Genomic DNA, 19,208 nt, shown 5'->3' with positions numbered 1-19,208 from the left:
CCTAGTGCGGCCGCAAGGCGCGCCGCACCTCGTCGATGAAGTGGGCGTGGTTGAAGGCGGCCTTCTCGACGATGTTGATCGCGTTGTCGGGGTTGGCGTTGAGCGTGGCGCGGTCGTGCGGCGTGATGTGCTTCGCGGTCACGACGAGGATGGGGATGCGCGCGGTGTCGGAATCCCGCCGCAGCTCCAGCACGACATCGAAGCCGCTCACGCCGGGCATCATCAGGTCGAGGAGGATCAGGTCCGGCTGCAGGTGCTTGGCCATCGCGATGGCTTCCTCGCCGCCGTTGGCGCGGATCACGGTGTAGGCCGGGCTGGGGAGGAACGCGGCGATCACTTCGATGGCCTTCGGATCGTCATCGACGACCAGGACCGTGTGCGTGTGCTCCGCGTCGGGATGCAGCCCCAGGCGTGCCAGCGAGGACTTCAGCTCGCTGCGGCTGATGGGCTTCTGCAGCACGGTGGCGGCGCCATCGGAGAGCGCCATGTGATTGTCGACGAGGCTCGAGACAACCACCACCGGAACGCCGGAGAGTGCCTGGTCCTCGCGGATGCGCAGCAGGAACTCCCAGCCGTTGATGCCGGGCAGCTCGATGTCGAGCGTGATCAGCGAGAGGGGTTGCTGTTTCGCCATCTTCAGCGCGTCCTCCGCGTGCGCGGCGCGCAGCACCCGGAAGCCCTCGGCCTCGAGCAGCAGGCGCACCAGGTCGGCCGCCCGGTCGTCGTCCTCGACGATGAGGGCCACGCGCTCCTTGGGGTCGCTGCCCACGGGCTTGTACGCGGGCATGGGCTGGGTGGCGGACAGGCCCAGGGCGCTGCGGAGCGGCAGCCACACGGCGAAGGTCGCGCCTTCGTCCACGGCGCTGGCCACCGCCACGCTGCCGCCATGCAGCTCGGCGATCAGCTTCACCATCGCGAGGCCGAGCCCGGTGCCCTCGAATTTGCGCGACAGGCTGCTGTCGATCTGGCTGAAGGCCTGGAAGAGCCTCGGCATGTCGTCGGCCGCGATGCCGATGCCGCTGTCGGTGACGCAGATCTCGAGGAAGTGCTGGTGGGTGCTGTCGGCGAGCGGGAAGGCGTGCACATGCCAGGAGCCTTTCAGGACGCCGACGGCACTTCGGGGAACCCGGTGGGCGCGGAGCGTCACCGAGCCGCCTTCCGAGCTGAACTTCACGGCGTTCGACAGCAGGTTGTAGACGATCTGCTTCATCTTGCGCATGTCGAGCTGGGTGATGCCCAGGTCCTTGCCCGTCTCGAGCACGAGGCCGACGTTCTGCGCGGCGGCCTTCTCGCGCACGATGGTGAAGCTGTTGGCGAGCAGCAGGCCCAGGTCCACCGCCTCCAGCTCGAGGGCCATCATCCCGGCCTCGACCTTCGAGAGGTCGAGGATGTCGTTGATGAGGGAAAGCAGGTGCTGGCCGGCGGAGAAGATGTCGCCGATGTATTCGCGCTGCGTCTCGCTCATCGGGCCCACCAGGCCGTCGCTCATGGCCTCGGAGAAGCCGATGATGGCGTTCAGCGGCGTGCGCAGCTCGTGCGACATCGTGGCGAGGAACTCCGACTTCATGCGGCTCGCGTGCTCCAGCTCGATGTTCTTCTCCTGCAGCGTGCGGTCGAAGCGCTTCCTTTCCGTCACGTCGCGGGCCGCGGCGAAGACGCCCTGGAGCTTCCGGTCGCGATCATGGAACGTGGCCGCGTTGTACGAGACGACCGTCTCCTCGCCGTTCAGCGCCCGCACCGTGAGCTCGTAGTTGCTGACGCGGTTCTCGGCCAGCACGCGCTTGATCGCGGCGTCGGCGCGGACCGGGTCGGTGAAGAAGGTCTTGCAGGGCGCTCCGATCAGCTCGTCGCGCGTGCGGCCGGTGAGGGCGATCATCTGCTGGTTCACGTCCGAGATGATGCCCTGCGGATCCGTGGTCATCAGCGCGTCGATGTTCGACTCGATCAGCGAGCGCGTATAGAACTGCTGGTCGCGAAGCCTCTGGTCGAGCAGCGCCTGGTTGGCCTCGACCTGCTTCCTCGCGGTGTTGTCGGTGCCGATCAGCAGGTAGCCGAGGATGGCCTCCTTCGCGTCGCGCAGCGCCGTCACCGAGACGATCGCCGGGAAGCGGCTGCCGTCCTTGCGGATGTAGGTGAGCTCGTAGATGTCCTCGATGCCGCGCGAGGCCTTGAACACCAGCGCCTCGAAGCCCGGGGTGATCGTCGTGTCCAGCTCGAGGCTGAGCACGTTGGCCCGGGCGATCAGCTCCTGCGGATCGGAGATGTCGGCCGGCGTGATCTTGTTCATCACGTCCGCCGCGGCGTAGCCCAGCATGCGCTCGGCGCCGACGTTGAAGATCTGGATCACGCCCTTCTCGTCGGTGGCGATGCTGGAGAAGTTCGCGCTGTTGAAGATCGCGCTCTGCAGCGCACCCGCCTTCAGCAGCGCTTCCTCGGCGCCCTTGCGCGCGGTGTTGTCGGTGCCGATCAGCAGGTAGCCGAGGATCGCTTCCTTCGCATCGCGCAGCGCCGTCACCGAGACGATCGCCGGGAAGCGGCTGCCGTCCTTGCGGATGTAGGTGAGCTCGTAGATGTCCTCGATGCCGCGCGAAGCCTTGAACACCAGCGCCTCGAAGCCCGGGGTGATCTTCGTGTCCAGCTCGGCGCTGAGCGCCGCGGCGCGCGCGATGAGCTCCTGCGGATCCGAGATGTCGGCCGGCGTGATGAGGTTCACGACATCGGCCGCGGCGTAGCCCAGCATCCGCTGGGCGCCGACGTTGAAGATCTGGATCACGCCCTTCTCGTCGGTGGCGATGCTGGAGAAGTGCGCGCTGTTGAAGATGGCGTCCTGCAGCGCTCCCGTCTTCAGGGGCGATTTCACGGAAAGCTGCTCAACCGCGCCCATAGCTTTTCCTTGTTGTTATCGGATGGACCTTAGCTCCGGGAAGTGCCAACGTCGGTGCGGTAGCGCACATGCGATCGTATCGCCGGCGGGAACAGCTAAAGGTCGGGGCGGTCGGCGCTCACGAGGTGGTGGCGCACGGCGAAGAGCACGAGGCCCGCGATGTCGTGGATGTCGAGGCGTTCCATGAGGGTCGCGCGGTGGGTCTCCACCGTCTTCGCGCTGAGCGAGAGCGCGAAGGCGATCTCCTTGGTGCTCTTGCCTTCCGCGATCAGCTGCAGGACCTCGCGCTGCCGGGGCGTGAGCGCGTCGAGCATCGATTCACTGGCGTCCGCGCCCCGGCCCACCATGCCCGAGACCACGCCGCGCGAGACGCGGGGGCTCAGGTAGACCTCGTTGCGCAGCACGGCGTCGAGCGCCATGCGGAGCTCCAAAGGCGCGGAATCCTTGACGAGGTAGCCCGAGGCGCCCGCCTTCAGCGCCCGGCGCACGAAATCGTCGGTGGTGTGCATCGAAAGGATGAGCACGCGCGAGCCCGGCGCCTCGGTGCGGATCCGCGCCGTAGCCTCGATGCCGTTCAGCTCCGTCATGGAGATGTCCATCACGACCACGTCGGGCGAGTGGGCCTTCGCGAGCGCCACCGCCTCGCGCCCGTTGCTGGCCTCGGCCACGATCGTCGCGCCCTCCATCTCCTCGATGAGGGCGCGAATTCCCGCGCGCACGAGCGCGTGGTCGTCAGCCAGCAGGATTCGCATGGCGATAGGGAAACTGAGCGCTCAACGTCGTGCCGGCACCGGGGGCGGTGGTGAGCCTCACCCGGCCCCCGACGAGCCGCGCTCGTTCTTCCATGCCGACCAGCCCGAGGCTGCCGGACTGGATCGCCGAGCGCCGGCCGGCGGCCTCGTCGAACCCGGCGCCGTCGTCCTGGATGACGAGCTTCAGCAGCGGGTCTTCGTAGGCGAGCTTCACGAGGATCATCGAGGCCTTCGCGTGCTGCGTCGCGTTGCTCAGGCCCTCCTGCGCGACGCGAAAGCAGGCGACCTCGATATCCGGCGGAGGGCGATGCTCCTCGACGCCGGAGAAGCTGAAGCGGATGTCGGTCCCGGTTGCGTCGCGCTGGCGCTCGACCAGCCAGCCCAGGGCATCGACCAGGCCCAGGGCGTCCAGCTGCGGCGGGCGAAGGTCGTGGATCAGCAGGCGCAGGCGCTCGAGGGTGTCGTCGGTGACGCGCAGGCCCTCGTCGATGAGCGGACGCGCTTCCACGGGGGTTCGCGCGGCGAGGCGGTGCAGCGTGATCTTGAGCGCGGTGAGCGACTGGCCGATGTCGTCGTGCAGCTCGCCCGCGATACGCCGGCGCTCGTCTTCCTGGGCGGAGAGCAGCCGGCTGGAGAGGTTTCGCTGGCGCTCGTGCGCCACCTCCAGCTCGACCAGCGCGGACATGCGCTCGGTCGTCTCGGCGTGGGAGAGCACGGCGCCGCGCTCGCTTCCCTCCAGCGGGGTCGCGCACACGCGGAACCAGCGGGTGCCGCTGGGCGTCTCGACCTGGTAGTCGAGGGAGGCGAAGGTTCGCTCGCGCGCGATCACCGAGGCGATGCCTTTAAGTCCCTCCGGCGCGAAGGCCCGCCCGCCGCGCGCGGCCTCGCGCAGGATCTCGAGGAAATTCGAGCCGACCTTGGCGCTGCCCAGGCCGAGCTCGGAGCGTGCGGTGTCGAAGCGCTCCCACGACGGGTTGGCCTCTAGGATGGCGCCGTCGCCGTCGATCACCGCGATGCGCGAATCGAGCGAGTCGAGGATGCTCTGCGCGAGAGGGGCGTTCACCTCCGCAGCGTGCGCCCATTTGCCATCGGCCGCTTGCCTCTCAGGGACTTGGAGGCACGATGCCGGGGATTTCCCGATGGCCGCGCCCGGCCCGATGACGCACCCTGAGGCTCGTCCCAGACCCGCCGTGAAGGAAGTCCCGATGGAATTCCAGAATGCCGTCCTCCTCGCCACTACCGCCGTGGCCTCGTTCGCGGTCTTCGAGAGTCGCGCTTCCTCCATCGCTCCGCGCGTGGCAAAGCGCGCCGACCCGGCGCCCGTGCCGCGAACGACGCCGCAGGGCGACCTTACCTGGGATCGCCCCATCTCCAGCGAGCCGTCCAACGCCCCGCAAGCCGCGCGAACGATCAACGGCGACCTGATCCTGCAGCGCAAGCTCCGGGACCGCTACATCGCGGCGCGCTTCCCGTGCACCGCGCAGTCCAGCGCCGACCTCGAGAACCCGGACCGCATGATCCAGGCCGCGCGGCTCTTCCTCGAGGAGGAGCAGCCCGACCGCGCGATGGAGCTGCTGTCGCTCGCGATCGAGCAGTGTCCCGCCGTCGAATCGCTGCGCCTCGCGCAGCTCGAGGTCGCGTTCCGGATGGGCGATGCCGGGTCGTACCGGACGCTCGCGATGGAGTTCCAGAAGAACCATCCGGCCAGCAAGGACTGGAAGCAGGTCGCGCGCCTCGGCCGGGCGCTCGCCGGCACCCCGTCCCCGGCGCACGACGGGCCCTGGCCGGACACCCCGAACTGGATCCACGCATCCTGGGACCTGACGGGCGAAGTGCTCGCCGCGGACTTCCATCGGGCGATGAACCGCACGTTCGCGGCGGGATCGCGATGAATACCCCGACATTCACGTCCCTGATGAGCGTCGATGCGCAGAAGGCCAGCATCGAGCGCCACCTCTCGGAGCTGCGCGAGACGCTGAAGGGCACCTTCACCGAGGCCGCGCTGACGGGCTACTACGGCTTGCATGCCGACGTCGACGGGCTCATCGGCAAGATCAAGCGCCGCCTCCTCGGGAGCGCACTCGCCTGGAACGCCGAGGAGAAGGAAGCCAGCGCCTGGATCTACTACACCAGCCGCCGCATGGCGAAGCTGGGCCAGCGCCTGCTGGAATCGATCGACCGCAAGTTCGACACGCCCGACGGCCGCACGCTCGACGTCGCCGCGCTGGCGCTGCTCTACCTGGGCGAGTCGGTGAAATGCGAAGTCAACGTGGGCCGGCAGGATCCCTACGACTACCGCGGCACGCACGCCATCATGAGCCTCGCGCTGGCCACCGGCCGGCAGGGCGACGAGCGCCGCTTCGCGTTCGACGGCCGCCCGGTCGCCAGCTCGATCGAGGGGCTCTACTTCCGCGCGCTGCTGCTCGCGAAGTTCTCGACCGGCAATCTCAACGCGAAGCAGATCGAGATCTTCGACGCCTGCCTGTGGCTGTGGATGCCGGTGCTGCGCGCGGTGCGCGAGTCGCCTTCCGCCTCCGCGCTGCGAGCCGACCTCGATTCGGGCGACGGCCTTCGCCGCGGGCCACGCCATCTCGGCGCGGAGCTCTCGCTCTATCTCCCGCCGGAGCCGATCGAGGCCGCGTACCGAAGCGCCCTGAAGGAGTTCCACGCCGGCCGGATCATTCCTTCGGAGGGCTTCACGGCCGAGTTCGGCATCGAGGAGCACGTCGCCGTGCTGGACGTGGTGCGCCAGGGCCTGCTCGATTCGCGCTCCGTGCTCACGCCCCGAGCCGAGCGGCGTGCCGCGGGCTTCGAAGCCGAGGCCTTCGTCGGGCTCGCCGAGATCATGGCGCGAGGCTTCGGGGACGTCGCGCAGTTTCTTTCGGCCGAGCGGAGCATCCGGTGGGTCGATGTGAGCGACACCGGGCTGGGCGCCTCGTGGAGGCTCGGCGATTGCGGCGAGATTTCCGTGGGCGACCTCGTGGGCATCCGCCGCTCCGCGGCCGATCCCCTGATCGTGGGCCGCGTGGTTCGCAGCGTGCCCGCGGCGGAGGGAGGCCGGACGGAGATCGGCGTATCGATCGTCACCCAGGCGGCGCGGAGGGTGTCGATCTCGCGGCCGTCAGGACACGAAGTCCCGGGCGCCATCGACGTGCTTTACGTGCCGGGAACCGACGGCAGCGGACGGCACGATGCCTATCTCATTCCCGATCGGCTCTACCGCGACGCGGGCCCCTTCGAGGCCCTCGTGGACGGCGACACCTACGAGTTCCGCTTCAACCGCATGCGTGAGCGAGGCCACGGCTGGGCGCTCGCGGGCGTCGAGATCACGGGAGTGCGGCGCGCGACCGTCTCCGTCGGAGAGCTCTAGGCCTTCTCGAGGCCGAAGAAGTTGCGGATGCGCCCGAGGATCGCGTCGGAGGTCGAGGCGTGGGGCGTTCCGTTGGTGCGCTCGGCGATCGCGGTGACGAGGTCCGCCTCCCGCGAGGCGAGGATGCGCGAGATCTCGCCGGCGATATCGGTGCGCGCTCGAAGGATCGCCTCGAGCCCGGACTTGTCGAGGCGGTAGCAATCCACGTCCGTTTGCGCGACCACGGTGGCGCGCCGCGGCTCGCCCGTGAGCAGCCCCATCTCGCCGAAGACGCTGCCCGATAGCAGGGTGGCCAGCGGCCGGCGGCCGCTGGGCGTCTCCAGCAGCACTTCAGCCCGGCCCGCATCGAGGATGTAGAGCCAGTGCGCGACGTCGCCCTGGCGCGTGATCGTGTCGCCCTTCACGAAGGGCGCGTGCACGAGGCGGGAGGCGAGCTGGTCGCGCTCGGCCTCGGTGAGCGTGCCGAACATCTCGCAATGCGCCAGCACGCGGTTGTTGCGCTCGCGCTCCTTCGTCGCGGCCTGCGTGCGGTGCGCCTCGTTGTCGCGGATCTGCAGCTCTTCCTGGTAGGGCACGCCGATCTTCATGCCCTTCCTCTCGAGCGAGGCGAGGACGTGCGCGCGTACGGCGGAATCCGTGGGATCGTCCACCTGCGGGTTGGTGAGGTAGTAGCGCAACGCGTACGTGCCGTAGCGCGCGCCGATCTCCAGCAGCACGGCGTTCGCGGCCGGCTCGCGGGCGACGTTGGGGATCTCCGCATCGCGCACCGAACGCTCGAGCGCCGCGCACACCGCCGTGGGCGACGCGGAGAGGTCCACGTTCACGCGCACCCAGCGGCGCCAGACGGGCTTGGGATCCGATCGAGACCCGATGACCGTGAAGCGGTTGGCCATGAGCCATCCGTTGGGGACGACGACGGTCTCGCGGTTTCGCGTCTCGATGGCCGTGTGCCGCCAGCGGATCTCGACGACTCGGCCCGACACGTCGTCCACCTTCACCCAGTCGCCGACGCGGATGGATTCGTCCAGCTGCAGGACCACGCCGCCCAGCACGTTGCCGAGCGTGTCCTTCATCGCGAACGCGAGCACCGCCGTGATGACCGCGGAGGTGGCGAGCAGGCTTCCCACGTCCACGCCCGCGAGGCGGAACCACATCAACGCCCAGGCGGCGAAGAGCGCGGAGACCGCGAGGTCCTCGATGATGCGCGGCGTCTCGAAGCGCAGCACCGGCAGCAGCACGCGGAAGAGGAACATCGCCGCGAGGCGAAGGACGATGAAGCCCACGAGGATGGCCGCGGCATCGGCCACCCAGCCGCCGACGCGGCCCACGGCGCTGCCTTCGAGCGCATGGCCACCCACCTCGCAGATCGCGGCGAGAACCAGCACCACCAGGTGGTTGCGCACGCTCGCGCGGTCCGCGGGGCGGAGCGCGAGCAGCCCGAGGCCGAGCACGAGCGCGACCAGCGCCGCGTACCCGACCTCGTCGCGGAACATGCCCGAAAAGCCCAGCGTCAGCCCTTCGTGTAGTCCGGGTACCGCGGGTCGTACATCTTCGACTTGATGAACGCCAGGATGTCCGCGGGACGCGGGTCCTTCGTGAGGCCGCGGTCCCAGGCCACTTTCGCGATGGCCGCTGCGATGTGGGACGAGACGTCGCGCACGGTCTTCAGCGGCGGGTAGAGCGAGCCCTGGTCCAGGTCGGCTTGCGTGACCAGCTCCGCGAGCGACTTGGCCGATTGCATGAACATCTCCTCGGTGATGCGCGAGGAGTGCGACGCGATGACACCCATGCCCACGCCGGGGAAGATGTACGAGTTGTTGCCCTGGCGCGGCACGTACGTCTTGCCGTTCAGGGTGACGGGGTCGAACGGCGAGCCCGAGGCGAAGAGGGCGCGGCCATCCGTCCACTTGTACGCCTGCTCCGCCGTGCACTCGCACTTCGAAGTCGGGTTCGACAGCGCGAAGATGATGGGGCGCTTGTTGTTCGCGGCCATCGTGCGCACGACTTCCTCGCTGAAGGCTCCGGGTTGTGCCGCCACGCCGATGATGGCCGTGGGCTTGAGGACCCTCACCGCTTCGGCGAGTGTCTTGACCTCCGCGTGCTCGTGGGCGAAGGGCACCTTCTCACCGGCGACGTCCGCGCGGCCCTTGACGACGAGGCCCTTGGAATCGACCAGCCAGCAGCGCTTGCGCGCATCCGCTTCGGAGAGGCCGTCTTGCATCATCGCCAGCACCGCAAGCTTCGCGATGCCGGTGGCGGCGCTACCGGCGCCCTGGAACACGATCATCTGCTCGGACATCTTCTGGCCGGTAACGCGCAGCGCCGTGAACAGCCCGGCCAGCGAGACCGCGGCCGTGCCCTGGATGTCGTCGTTGAACGTGGGCAGGCGGTCGATGTACTTCTGCAGCACCTTGAACGCGCTGTGGTTCGCGAAGTCCTCGAACTGGATCATGAGGCCGGGGAAGACTTCCATCGCGGCGGTCACGAATTCCTCGATGAGGCCGTAGTAGTCGTCGCCCGTGAGGCGCTTCTGGTGCAACCCGATGTAGAGCGGATCGTTCAGGAAGGCCTCGTTGTTGGTGCCGACGTCCAGCACGACCGGCAGGCACTCCGAGGGATGCACGCCAGCACAGGCCGTGTAGAGCGCCAGCTTGCCGACGGGAATGCCCATGCCGCTGGCGCCGAGGTCGCCCAGGCCGAGGATGCGCTCGCCGTCCGTGACGACGATGATCGAGACCTTTTTCTCCGGCCAGTTCTGCAGGACCTTCTTGATGTTGCCCTTGTCCTTCGCCGTCACGTAGAGGCCGCGCGGGCGCTGGAAGATGTGGCCGAACTTCTGGCAGGCGAGGCCGACGGTGGGCGTGTAGACGATCGGCGTCATCTCGTCCGGATGGTCGACGAGGAGCCGGAAAAAGAGGGTCTCGTTGCGGTCGTGGAGCGCCGCGAGGTTGATGAACTTCTCGAGGTCGTCGGTCTTGCGGCGGAAGCTCGCCAGCACGCGGTCCATCTGCTGGTCCTGGGTGCAGACGTACGGGGGCAGCAGGCCGCGGATGCCGAGGGCATCGCGCTCCGCGTCCGAGAAGGCCGTGCCTTTGTTGTATTCGGGCGAGCGCAGGAGGTCGATGCCTCGCAGGCCGCCTGCGGCGCCATGTTTATCAGTCATTTTTATTACTCCCTGGGGGAAACGGATGGGGTTCGACACCATTCTAATCGCATATGATTTCCACTACCTGATCGGGGAGCGACGAATGGCTGCGACGAAGAAGAAGGTCCGGAACGTGGAGCGTCCCACGCGGGAGGAGGCCGAAGCGGCCGTTCGAACGATGATCCTGTGGGCGGGAGACGACCCCGATCGGGAGGGCCTCCTGGAGACGCCGTCGCGCGTCGTCCGCGCCTACGAGGAGTTCTTCGCCGGCTACGCGCAGGATCCCCGCGAAATCCTCGCCAAGACCTTCTCCGAAGTGGAGGGCTACGACGAGATGATCGTGATGAACGACATCCGCTTCGAGAGCCACTGCGAGCACCACATGGTCCCGATCATCGGCAAGGCCCACGTGGGGTACCTGCCGAACAAGCGCGTGATCGGCATCTCGAAGCTCGCCCGCCTGGTCGAGGTCTACGCCCGGCGCCTGCAGGTACAGGAGAAGATGACCGTGCAGATCGCCGACACCCTGCAGGAGGTGCTCCATCCCAAGGGCGTGGCCGTGGTGATCGAAGCCGCGCACCAGTGCATGACCACGCGCGGTGTCCACAAGCCCGGCGTGGGGCTGGTCACGAGCCGCATGGTCGGCGCCTTCCGCGATGATCCGTCGACCCGCCGGGAATTTCTCGCCGTGATCGGCCGGACCGGGGCCGGAGGCCTGCCGAATACGTAATCCGGCGTATCGAATCGCGTGAATTGTTGGGGTGGAATTTTGTTCATCCCCTGATATTCTGGCGCCGCTTTACAGCGCACAACCAGAAAACAAACCAGGGAGATGAAGTGAATAACATCGGGAAGCTGTTGGCGATCCTCGCGGTCGCCGCGCTTGTCCCGGGATGTGCCGTCAACCGCGCGACCGCCCAGGTCGACGCGACGGCGGATCTCGACAAGCTGAAAACCGTCCACGTGAGCAAACTGGCTCCGGACGAAAGGGGCATCAACAACCTGATCGCGGACAAGTTCCGCTCCCGCGGCCTCACCGTGTCCACCGGACCCGGCAAGGTCGAGGGCGTGGACGCCATCGTGACCTACACCGACAAGTGGATGTGGGACATCACGATGTACATGCTCGAGCTCACCGTCACGGTGCGCGATCCGAAGACCGATTTTCCCCTCGCAACGGGAAACTCGTACCACACCTCGCTCACCCGCAAAACCCCCAAGGAGATGGTGGATGAGGTGGTCGACAACATCTATAACAAAGGGAAGACAAAATGAACAACGCACTCACCCGTCGCTTCGCAGTCGCCACGATCCTCGCCGTTGCCGCCGTCCTCGCCGGTTGTGCCTCGCCCGCCAGCCGGGAATCGATGGCTCCGCCGCCCGTCACCGTCGCGAAGAAATTCCCGCTCACCCTCACCGTCGAAGCCAAGGGCGGCTCGGAGACGGGCGCGATGGACAGCTCGAACATCTCGGATGCCGACCTCAAGGCCGCGATCGAGAGCGCCGTCACCAGCTCGGGCCTGTTCAAGTCCATCGTGCAGGGCAAGGGCGGCGACTACGAGCTCACGGTCACCGTGACGCAGCTCAGCAAGCCCTCGTTCGGTGCCAGCTTCACGGTCAACCTCGAGGCGGGCTGGGTGCTCGTGAAGGCGAGCGACAAGTCCGTCGCGATGCGCAAGTCCATCCAGTCGTCGCACACCGCCAGCATGGGTGACTCGCTGGTCGGCGTGACGCGCCTCAAGCTCGCCGTCGAAGGCGCCGCGCGCGCCAACATCACGCAGGGCCTGCAGGCGATCGCCGCGCTGAGCCTCTAGCGTTCACACACCCTGGGCCGGGCTCCCCGCAAGTGGAGCCCGGCCCCAGGGGTTTCCCGTACTATCCGGCGATGCCAGGTGATTGGGTCTCGCAGGCCGCGCTCCCCGCGGGCTTGATGTTCATCATGTTCACGCTGGGAATCGGCCTCGCGTTGGCCGACTTCCGTCGCGTGTTCGCGCATCCGCGCGCTTTCCTCGTGGGTACGGTGTGCCATTTCGTGCTGCTGCCGCTCGTGGGCTTCGCGGTGGTGAAGGCCTTCGGCGTGACCGGCGCCCTGGCCGTCGGCTTCTTGATCGTCGCGGCTTGCCCGACGGGCACGACGTCCAACCTGCTCACGTACTTCGCCCGGGGTGACGTCGCGCTGGCGCTTTCCTTCACGGCCTTCGCGGGGCTGGTTTCGATCGTCACGGTGCCGCTGATCGTGTCGTTCGCGATCTCGTACTTCATGGGCGGGGAGCAGGGCGTGGCCTTCCCCGCGGGCGCCACGATGGGCCAGATCTTCGTCGTGATGGGCGTGCCGGTGATCGCGGGCATGGCCGTCCGCGCGAAGTGGCCCGCGTTCGCGCAGCGTTGGCAGGCGCGGTTGGGCGTCGTCTCGGCGGTCGTCTTCGTGGCGATCGTGCTGGCGGGCATCGCCCGCAACTTCGCGCTCTTCCAGCAGCACACGGCGACCTTCGCTCCGATGGTCTTCGCCATCAACCTCACCATGCTGGCCGCGGGATATGGATTGTCCCGCCTCGCGAAGGTGCCTCGCGACCAGGCGATCACGGTCGCGATCGAATCGTCCGTGCAGAACGCCGCGCTCGCGATCGTGATCGGCGCCACGCTGCTGAAGAACGAGGAGATGATGCTGCCGGGCGCGATCTACGGCGTGCTGATGTACGTCACCGGAGTCGCCTTCGTGTTCGTCGGTCGGCGGATCGCGACGGCCGCGAGGTAGGCGCCCCCGGCGGCCGTCACGCCCGGGGCCGGACGGTTCACCAACCGCCCGGCCCAAGCGGCACGCGTCAGCCCTTCAGGCACGTGCTCATGAAGGAGCGGCGCTCGTCGCCGTGCAGGTCCTTCACCCGCGCACTGGCGTTGCAGTACTTCATCTTTTCCTGCTGCGAATGCGGCTTCGGGCACGCGGCCAGGGCCTTGTCCTTCTCTTCGCCTTCCAGCGAGCTCGCCGTGGCGATGCACGTCGAGTCGTTGGACGGCGCGTTCTTGTCGGCGGCGATGACGGGGGAAGCGAAGGCGAGCGCGGCGGCGCACGCGAGGGCAAGCGTGATCGGTTCGGGTCTCATGGATTTCCTCGGTTGTGGGTCGAGGCGCCATTGCACACGAGAATCGGTCAAGCATCGCTGCAGAATCTCAAGTAGATAGAGTCAGATTTCGCTTATCCACAATCTGATGCCTGCACAAATTATTGCTTGGGTTCTTGAGACAATATTCACGTCGCACGAAGCTTGGAATCAGCAATTGGGAAGAAGAAGGCGCTGGACAGATGATGCGTTGCGAATAGCCGTCGCGAACAATCGGTCCGTGGCAGGAACACTTCGCGCTTTGGGGATACGCGCGACTGGTGGGAACTACGGTTCGGTCATGAGACACGTCGCAGCGCTTAAGTTGGACGTTTCGCACTGGACGGGGCAGGCCCACAGACGCGGCTGCAAAGGGAACATGACGCCAACCATCCCCCTCACTGCATTGCTGAGGCGAGGAAGTCAGTGTCAAAGTAACAAGCTTCGACGCAGGCTATTGGCGGAAGGGTATTTCAAGCCGATCTGTCGTTCGTGCGGTCTACGATCTTGGCTGGGTCGGCCCATTCACCTGGAGCTGGATCACATCGACGGTGACCACTCGAACAATGCCCTGACAAATCTCAGGCTGCTTTGCCCTAATTGCCACGCTCAAACGCCGACGTACAAGGCGAGAAACATTTCCTACGACTACATTCCAACCCTGGACGAAATAAAACGTGGAATCGCGCGGTGCGGAAGCATTCGCATTTATGCGAAGGAGCGACGCGTTTCTGACGGCACTGTGCGCGGATGGTTGAGGTCGGACCGGCTTAAGCGTGAGGCCGGAATTTCTCCCCATCCTGAGTTATTGTTGTGACTTGCCCGGGTGGTGGAATTGGCTATACACAGAGCACTTAAAATGCTCCGCCGCGAGGCATGTCGGTTCGAATCCGACCCCGGGTACCAATCGGAGAGAAAAAACGGCGCCTTGAAGCGCCGTTTTTTCTTGATGTGTTTCGCAGGTCATGCGACTGCTGAGCACGCACGTTTAGGGCGCCGCGCAGATCGTCCCGAGCTTCTCGCGCGGCTTCTTGGGATAGCCGTCGTACTTGAGCGCGCGCGACTGCATCACCAGCTCGGTGTGCGTTCCACCCCATTTCGGCGTCACGTCCGGATCGACCGCGTAGACCGGATCGGACTGCGCGTCCTCGAGCGTGGTGAGCTGGAAGCCTTCCTTCTCGATCAGTGCCAGCAGATCGGGAAGGATCACGGGGCTGAAGGCCCCGAGGTGCAACAGGAACACATGTGAGATCTCGCGGCCGAAGGCCAGCTTCGCCGTCTCGCGCCCGCCCTTGATGTAGGCGGCGGCCATCTCGAGGTAGCTCTCACGCAGCCACGCGATCGCGGCCGTGTCCTTGCGATCGAGGCAGCGCGCGTAGGCGGTGTTCCAGAGGTAGTCCTCGTGGTCGAGTGTCGTCTGCGCGATGCGGTAGCGGCTCTTCTCGAGGAAGGCGCGCACGGCGCGGCGCTTCTCGAGCGTGTCGCCTTCACGGAGATACGGATAGCGGAACCAGCGCCATGCATTCACATCGCGCGTGGACAGCAGCATCAACGCGGGCTCGTTCTGCAGGATGTCGCGCGTGAAGGCCTCGACCGTGTTCTGGTGGAGATCCATGTGCGAGTACGCATGGTTGCCGACGGGATGGCCCGCGTCGACCCACGCACGCAGCGCCGACGCTCCATCCGGATCGCCCTCGAGCTTGCGGGCGTTCACGAAGCCGTAGGAGGGCGGGACCTTGAAGCGCTTCAGGACCGCGACGGTCTCCTGCGTGATGGCGGTCTTGGTCGCACCCGCCGGCAGCGCGCCGTTGAGCGGAAGGTCGTCGAAGGTGAGCGCGAGTTTCTCGGCCATGGCGGGACCTGCCATCCCCAGGAAAGCGGCGAATAGCAAAACGGCGCCTCGCGGCGCCGTCCTGTTGCTCATCGAACGCTCGCCGTTCAGGCGGGCACCGTCGCCGGCGTGAGCGCCTTGCTCATGCGCTCGGCGGCCTTCTTGAGGTTGTCCATCGACGTGGCGTAGCTGATGCGGACGTAACCTTCCATGCCGAAGGCGGAGCCCGGCACGACAGCGACGGCCTTCTCCTGCTCCATCAGGTACTCCGTCAGCGCGGCATCCGTCGGCGACTTCAGCTTGCCGTCCGCATGCAGGCGCGCGATGGCTTCGCGAAGATCCGGGAACACGTAGAACGCGCCCTGGGGCTTCAGGCACTTCACGCCCGGGATCGCATTGAGGGCCTCGGAGATGAACTTGCCGCGCTCCTTGAAGGCGACAACCATCGGGTCGATGCAGCCCTGGTCGCCGTTCAGCGCCGCTTCGGCCGCGTACTGCGAGATGGAGGAGGGGTTGGAGGTCGAATGCGACTGCACGTTCTCCATCGCCCAGATGAGCTCCTCCGGACCGCCGCAGTAGCCGATGCGCCAGCCGGTCATCGAGTACGCCTTGGAGACGCCGTTCAGCACGACGGTGCGGTTGAAGAGGTCGGGGCAGGCGTCGAGGATGTTCACGAACTTCGAGCCGTCGAGCAGGATGTGCTCGTACATGTCGTCCGTGGCGATCACGATGCGCGGGTGCTTGCGGAGCACTTCGCCGAGCGCCACGAGATCGGCCTTGGCGTAGATGGCGCCGCTCGGATTGGACGGGCTGTTCAGGAACAGGAGCCGCGTCTTCGGCGTGATGGCGCGCTCGAGCTGCGCCGCGGTGATGCGGAAGCCCTGCTCGATGCCGGCCTGGATGAAGACCGGCGTCGCGTCGGCCATCATCGCCATGTCGGGGTACGAGACCCAATAGGGGGCGGGGATGATGACCTCGTCGCCCTTGTCCAGCAGCGCCATGCAGAGGTTGAAGCAGCTCTGCTTGCCGCCGACGGAGACGAGGATCTGCTTCTCGGTGTAGTCCAGGCCGTTGTCGCGCTTGTACTTGGCGATGATGGCCTTCTTCAGCGAGGACGTGCCGCCGGCCGGCGTGTACTTGGTGAAGCCCTTGTTCATGGCGGCGATGGCCGCGTCCTTGATGAACTGGGGCGTGTCGAAGTCCGGCTCGCCGGCACCGAGGCCGATGATGTCCTTGCCCTCCGATTTCAGCTTGGCAGCCTTGGCGGTAATGGCGAGGGTGGGGGACGGCTTGATGGCCTTGAGGCGCTGGGCGATGAACGACATCGAAAGTTCTCCGGGAGGGCGGGCGGGGTACGTCTTTTCAGGGCTATTTTACGCCGTTGATGCAGTGCAGCAAAGCTACGCGGTGCGTACACCGGGTGCCATTCCTCCGCTCCGCCAACTAGGTCACGAAAAGGAGGGGTCCAACCCGTACAATGGTCGTTTTTGCCTCGCAAAAGATGGACGTCGCCACCTTCCCCAACAGCCCCTTCCGGCTGCACCGCCCGTTTCTTCCCGCCGGCGACCAACCCCAGGCCATCGCAAAGCTGGTCGAGGGCCTCGGCGACGGCCTTGCCTACCAGACGCTGCTCGGCGTCACGGGCTCGGGCAAGACCTACACGATGGCCAACGTGATCGCCCAGACGGGGCGGCCCGCGCTGGTGATCGCCCCGAACAAGACGCTGGCGGCACAGCTCTACTCCGAGTTCCGCGAATTCTTCCCCGAGAACTCGGTGGAGTACTTCGTCTCGTACTACGACTACTACCAGCCCGAGGCGTACGTGCCCTCGCGCGACCTCTATATCGAGAAGGACTCCTCGATCAACGAGCACATCGAGCAGATGCGCCTGTCGGCCACCAAGAGCCTGCTCGAGAAGAACGACGTCGTGATCGTGGCGACGGTGTCCTGCATCTACGGTATCGGCGACCCGTCGGACTACCAGGACATGCGCCTGCTGCTGCGCGAGAAGGACCCGATTCCCCAGAGGCAGTTGCTGGGGCGCCTGGCCGGCATGCAGTACCAGAGGAACGACATCGACTTCCGCCGCGGCGTCTTCCGCGTGCGCGGGGACACGATCGACGTCTTCCCCGCGGAACACGGCGAGACCGCACTTCGCATCCAGCTCTTCGATGACGTGGTCGAATCCCTGACGCTCTTCGATCCGCTCACCGGCGAGTTGCTGCACAAGATTCCGCGCTTCACGCTCTACGCCAAGAGCCACTACGTGACGCCGCGCGATACCGTGCTGCGCGCCATCGAGACCATCAAGGCGGAGCTTCGCGAGCGGCTGGACCAGTTCCAGCAGGAGGGAAAGCTCCTCGAGCTCCAGCGCCTGCAGCAGCGCACGCACTTCGACCTCGAGATGATGAACGAGCTCGGGTTCTGCAAGGGCATCGAGAACTACACGCGCCACCTGTCCGGCCGTGCGCCCGGCGAGCCACCGCCCACGCTGATCGACTACCTGCCGCACAACGCGCTCGTCGTTATCGACGAGAGCCACGTGACCATTCCGCAGATCGGCGGCATGTTCAACGGCGACCGCGCGCGGAAGACGACGCTGGTGGACTACGGCTTCCGCCTGCCGTCGGCCCTGGACAACCGCCCGCTCAAGTTCGAGGAGTTCGAGCGGCAGGTCAAACAAGCAGTCTTCGTCTCCGCGACGCCCGCCGACTACGAGAAGACGCATGCCGGGCAAGTGGTCGAGCAGGTGGTTCGCCCGACCGGACTCGTCGATCCCACGGTCGAGGTGCGGCCGGCCTCGTCGCAGGTCGATGACCTGCTGTCGGAGATCACCAAGCGAGTCGCGGTGAACGAGCGCGTGCTGGTCACCACGCTCACCAAGCGCATGGCCGAGGACCTCACCGATTATCTCGGCGAGCACGGCGTGAAGGTGCGCTACCTGCACTCGGACGTGGATACCGTGGAACGGGTGGAGATCATCCGCGACCTTCGCAAGGGCATGTTCGACGTGCTGGTGGGCATCAACCTGCTGCGCGAGGGCCTGGATCTTCCCGAAGTGTCGCTGGTGGCGATCCTCGATGCGGACAAGGAAGGGTTCCTGCGCTCCGGCCGCTCGCTCATCCAGACCATCGGCCGCGCCGCGCGCCACATCAACGGCAGGGCGATCCTCTACGCCGACAACATGACGGACTCGATGAAGCTCGCCATCGGCGAGACGGATCGCCGGCGCGCGAAGCAGGTGGCCTTCAACCTCGAGCACGGCATCGAGCCCAAGGGCATCTCGAAGCGCATCAAGGACCTCATCGACGGCGTCTACAGCTCCGAGGACGCGCGCGATGCGAAGGAGGCGAGGGCGCTCGCCCGCGAGGACGAGAAGGTCGAGTCCCTCGGCGAGAAGCAGCTCGACAAGCGCATCCGCACGCTCGAGAAGGAGATGCTCGAGGCGGCGCGCAACCTCGAGTTCGAGCGCGCGGCCCAGATGCGAGACGAGCTCCGCCGCCTGCGCGACCGCCTGATGATGGTGGGCGGGGAAGGATAGGGGGCCTGCGTTGGACGCGGATCTCTTCGTTCACGTCCGGGTGCTCGTCGGCATGGTCGTGAGCCTGGGCATCGCCAAGCTGCTCACCGGCCTGGTCGGCTTCGTGCAGCACCCCACGCGTGCGAAGACGTACGGCGTGCACCTCGCCTGGTCGGCCTCGATGCTGCTCATGCTTGTGCACTTCTGGTGGTGGGAATTCCGCCTCTCGCACCTGCACGGCTGGCACTTCGCCACCTACGCCTTCGTCGTCTACTACGCGGTGATGTTCTTCGCGCTCTGCGCACTGCTCTTCCCGGACAACGTGGACGAATACGACGGCTACGAGGGCTACTTCCACTCGCGCCGCCGCTGGTTCTTCGGCCTGCTCGCGTTCACGTTCCTGCTGGATTTCGTCGACGCCGCGATCAAGGGACAGGGAAGGCTCCTGGAGCTCGGCATCGAGTTCCCGATCCGCAATGTTGCCTACATCGGCCTGTGCATCACCGCGGCTTTCGTCCGCAACGAGACGTTCCATCGGGTGTTCGCCGGTGGCAACCTTGCGTACCAGGTCTACTGGATTCACCGCACGTACGAGACGCTGAGCTAGG

General features: G+C 66.4%; 16 protein-coding genes and 1 tRNA gene. 9 read left to right on the top strand and 8 right to left on the bottom strand.

Annotated features, from left to right (window positions below; all coding sequences use genetic code 11):
• Nucleotide 1: 1 nt before the first annotated feature.
• The 3 genes from DSM104443_RS11275 to DSM104443_RS11265 form a co-directional block, all read right to left on the bottom strand.
• Entirely contained in the window at nt 2-2,860 is a 2,859-nt protein-coding gene (locus tag DSM104443_RS11275; RefSeq protein ID WP_246232170.1) for a PAS domain-containing hybrid sensor histidine kinase/response regulator, read from the bottom strand.
• A 119-nt stretch (nt 2,861-2,979) separates the two neighbouring features.
• Nucleotides 2,980-3,636 carry a response regulator gene (locus DSM104443_RS11270; protein ID WP_171092267.1) on the bottom strand — a complete coding sequence of 219 codons (657 nt, stop codon included), beginning with the start codon at nt 3,634-3,636 and terminating at the stop codon, nt 2,980-2,982.
• Entirely contained in the window at nt 3,617-4,699 is a 1,083-nt protein-coding gene (locus DSM104443_RS11265; RefSeq protein WP_171092265.1) for a sensor histidine kinase, read from the bottom strand. The genes DSM104443_RS11270 and DSM104443_RS11265 overlap by 20 nt, the downstream gene beginning before the upstream one ends.
• Nucleotides 4,700-4,841: 142 nt before the next feature.
• Between DSM104443_RS11265 and DSM104443_RS11260 the strand changes: the two genes are divergently transcribed.
• Together DSM104443_RS11260 and DSM104443_RS11255 are read left to right on the top strand one after the other, a co-directional pair.
• On the top strand, nt 4,842-5,528 hold the full coding sequence (locus tag DSM104443_RS11260; RefSeq protein WP_171092264.1) for a hypothetical protein: 687 nt from the start codon (nt 4,842-4,844) through the stop codon (nt 5,526-5,528).
• On the top strand, nt 5,525-7,006 hold the full coding sequence (locus DSM104443_RS11255) for a hypothetical protein (RefSeq protein ID WP_171092261.1): 1,482 nt from the start codon (nt 5,525-5,527) through the stop codon (nt 7,004-7,006). Before DSM104443_RS11260 ends, DSM104443_RS11255 begins: the two co-directional genes overlap by 4 nt.
• Here the strand turns inward: DSM104443_RS11255 and DSM104443_RS11250 are convergent.
• The gene (locus DSM104443_RS11250) at nt 7,003-8,499 is read right to left on the bottom strand and encodes a mechanosensitive ion channel family protein (RefSeq protein WP_171092260.1); all 1,497 of its coding nucleotides are present in this window, start codon (nt 8,497-8,499) and stop codon (nt 7,003-7,005) included. The two genes, DSM104443_RS11255 and DSM104443_RS11250, sit on opposite strands and share 4 nt — an antisense overlap.
• Nucleotides 8,500-8,516: 17 nt before the next feature.
• On the bottom strand, nt 8,517-10,169 hold the full coding sequence (locus tag DSM104443_RS11245; RefSeq protein WP_171092257.1) for an NAD-dependent malic enzyme: 1,653 nt from the start codon (nt 10,167-10,169) through the stop codon (nt 8,517-8,519).
• Nucleotides 10,170-10,254: 85 nt separating this feature from the next.
• Here DSM104443_RS11245 and folE point away from each other — a divergent pair, with 85 nt between their 5' ends.
• From folE to DSM104443_RS11225, 4 genes are all read left to right on the top strand, one after another.
• Nucleotides 10,255-10,881 carry a GTP cyclohydrolase I FolE gene (folE, locus tag DSM104443_RS11240; protein ID WP_171092255.1) on the top strand — a complete coding sequence of 209 codons (627 nt, stop codon included), beginning with the start codon at nt 10,255-10,257 and terminating at the stop codon, nt 10,879-10,881.
• Between the two features lie 107 nt (nt 10,882-10,988).
• Nucleotides 10,989-11,426: a hypothetical protein gene (locus tag DSM104443_RS11235; RefSeq protein ID WP_171092253.1), complete on the top strand. Its 438-nt coding sequence runs from the start codon at nt 10,989-10,991 to the stop codon at nt 11,424-11,426.
• On the top strand, nt 11,423-11,965 hold the full coding sequence (locus tag DSM104443_RS11230; RefSeq protein ID WP_171092251.1) for a hypothetical protein: 543 nt from the start codon (nt 11,423-11,425) through the stop codon (nt 11,963-11,965). Before DSM104443_RS11235 ends, DSM104443_RS11230 begins: the two co-directional genes overlap by 4 nt.
• A 71-nt stretch (nt 11,966-12,036) precedes the next feature.
• Nucleotides 12,037-12,906 carry a bile acid:sodium symporter family protein gene (locus DSM104443_RS11225; RefSeq protein ID WP_171092250.1) on the top strand — a complete coding sequence of 290 codons (870 nt, stop codon included), beginning with the start codon at nt 12,037-12,039 and terminating at the stop codon, nt 12,904-12,906.
• A 67-nt stretch (nt 12,907-12,973) separates the two neighbouring features.
• On the opposite strand, the gene DSM104443_RS11220 is transcribed toward DSM104443_RS11225, so the two are convergent.
• Nucleotides 12,974-13,252, bottom strand: coding sequence for a PsiF family protein (locus DSM104443_RS11220; protein ID WP_171092248.1), 279 nt, complete (start codon nt 13,250-13,252; stop codon nt 12,974-12,976).
• Between the two features lie 817 nt (nt 13,253-14,069).
• Here DSM104443_RS11220 and DSM104443_RS11210 point away from each other — a divergent pair.
• Nucleotides 14,070-14,155: transfer RNA gene (locus DSM104443_RS11210), tRNA-Leu, on the top strand.
• A gap of 82 nt (nt 14,156-14,237) precedes the next feature.
• Here the strand turns inward: DSM104443_RS11210 and DSM104443_RS11205 are convergent.
• Both DSM104443_RS11205 and DSM104443_RS11200 read right to left on the bottom strand, forming a co-directional pair.
• A complete protein-coding gene (locus tag DSM104443_RS11205; protein WP_171092246.1) occupies nt 14,238-15,101 on the bottom strand; it encodes a polysaccharide deacetylase family protein in 864 nt (287 codons plus the stop codon).
• A gap of 86 nt (nt 15,102-15,187) precedes the next feature.
• Nucleotides 15,188-16,405, bottom strand: a complete 1,218-nt coding sequence (locus tag DSM104443_RS11200) for a pyridoxal phosphate-dependent aminotransferase (RefSeq protein ID WP_171092244.1) — start codon at nt 16,403-16,405, stop codon at nt 15,188-15,190.
• A gap of 176 nt (nt 16,406-16,581) precedes the next feature.
• Between DSM104443_RS11200 and uvrB the strand changes: the two genes are divergently transcribed.
• Both uvrB and DSM104443_RS11190 read left to right on the top strand, forming a co-directional pair.
• On the top strand, nt 16,582-18,621 hold the full coding sequence (uvrB, locus tag DSM104443_RS11195) for an excinuclease ABC subunit UvrB (protein ID WP_171092242.1): 2,040 nt from the start codon (nt 16,582-16,584) through the stop codon (nt 18,619-18,621).
• A 10-nt stretch (nt 18,622-18,631) separates the two neighbouring features.
• The gene (locus tag DSM104443_RS11190) at nt 18,632-19,207 is read left to right on the top strand and encodes a hypothetical protein (RefSeq protein WP_212756615.1); all 576 of its coding nucleotides are present in this window, start codon (nt 18,632-18,634) and stop codon (nt 19,205-19,207) included.
• The last annotated feature ends 1 nt before the right edge of the window (nt 19,208 follow it).

Source organism: Usitatibacter rugosus (assembly GCF_013003965.1).
Classification (GTDB): domain Bacteria; phylum Pseudomonadota; class Gammaproteobacteria; order Burkholderiales; family Usitatibacteraceae; genus Usitatibacter; species Usitatibacter rugosus.
Note: the sequence above shows the minus strand (reverse complement) of the source record. Positions and strands in the feature narration are given on the sequence as shown.

Coding starts and splice junctions, on each gene's coding strand:
- DSM104443_RS11200 (WP_171092244.1), bottom strand. CDS start 16,405: ATGTCGTTCATCGCCCAGCGCCTCAAGGCCATCAAGCCGTCCCCCACC.
- DSM104443_RS11230 (WP_171092251.1), top strand. CDS start 11,423: ATGAACAACGCACTCACCCGTCGCTTCGCAGTCGCCACGATCCTCGCC.
- uvrB (WP_171092242.1), top strand. CDS start 16,582: ATGGACGTCGCCACCTTCCCCAACAGCCCCTTCCGGCTGCACCGCCCG.
- DSM104443_RS11205 (WP_171092246.1), bottom strand. CDS start 15,101: ATGGCCGAGAAACTCGCGCTCACCTTCGACGACCTTCCGCTCAACGGC.
- DSM104443_RS11220 (WP_171092248.1), bottom strand. CDS start 13,252: ATGAGACCCGAACCGATCACGCTTGCCCTCGCGTGCGCCGCCGCGCTC.
- DSM104443_RS11260 (WP_171092264.1), top strand. CDS start 4,842: ATGGAATTCCAGAATGCCGTCCTCCTCGCCACTACCGCCGTGGCCTCG.
- DSM104443_RS11245 (WP_171092257.1), bottom strand. CDS start 10,169: ATGACTGATAAACATGGCGCCGCAGGCGGCCTGCGAGGCATCGACCTC.
- folE (WP_171092255.1), top strand. CDS start 10,255: ATGGCTGCGACGAAGAAGAAGGTCCGGAACGTGGAGCGTCCCACGCGG.
- DSM104443_RS11225 (WP_171092250.1), top strand. CDS start 12,037: ATGCCAGGTGATTGGGTCTCGCAGGCCGCGCTCCCCGCGGGCTTGATG.
- DSM104443_RS11250 (WP_171092260.1), bottom strand. CDS start 8,499: ATGTTCCGCGACGAGGTCGGGTACGCGGCGCTGGTCGCGCTCGTGCTC.
- DSM104443_RS11270 (WP_171092267.1), bottom strand. CDS start 3,636: ATGCGAATCCTGCTGGCTGACGACCACGCGCTCGTGCGCGCGGGAATT.
- DSM104443_RS11255 (WP_171092261.1), top strand. CDS start 5,525: ATGAATACCCCGACATTCACGTCCCTGATGAGCGTCGATGCGCAGAAG.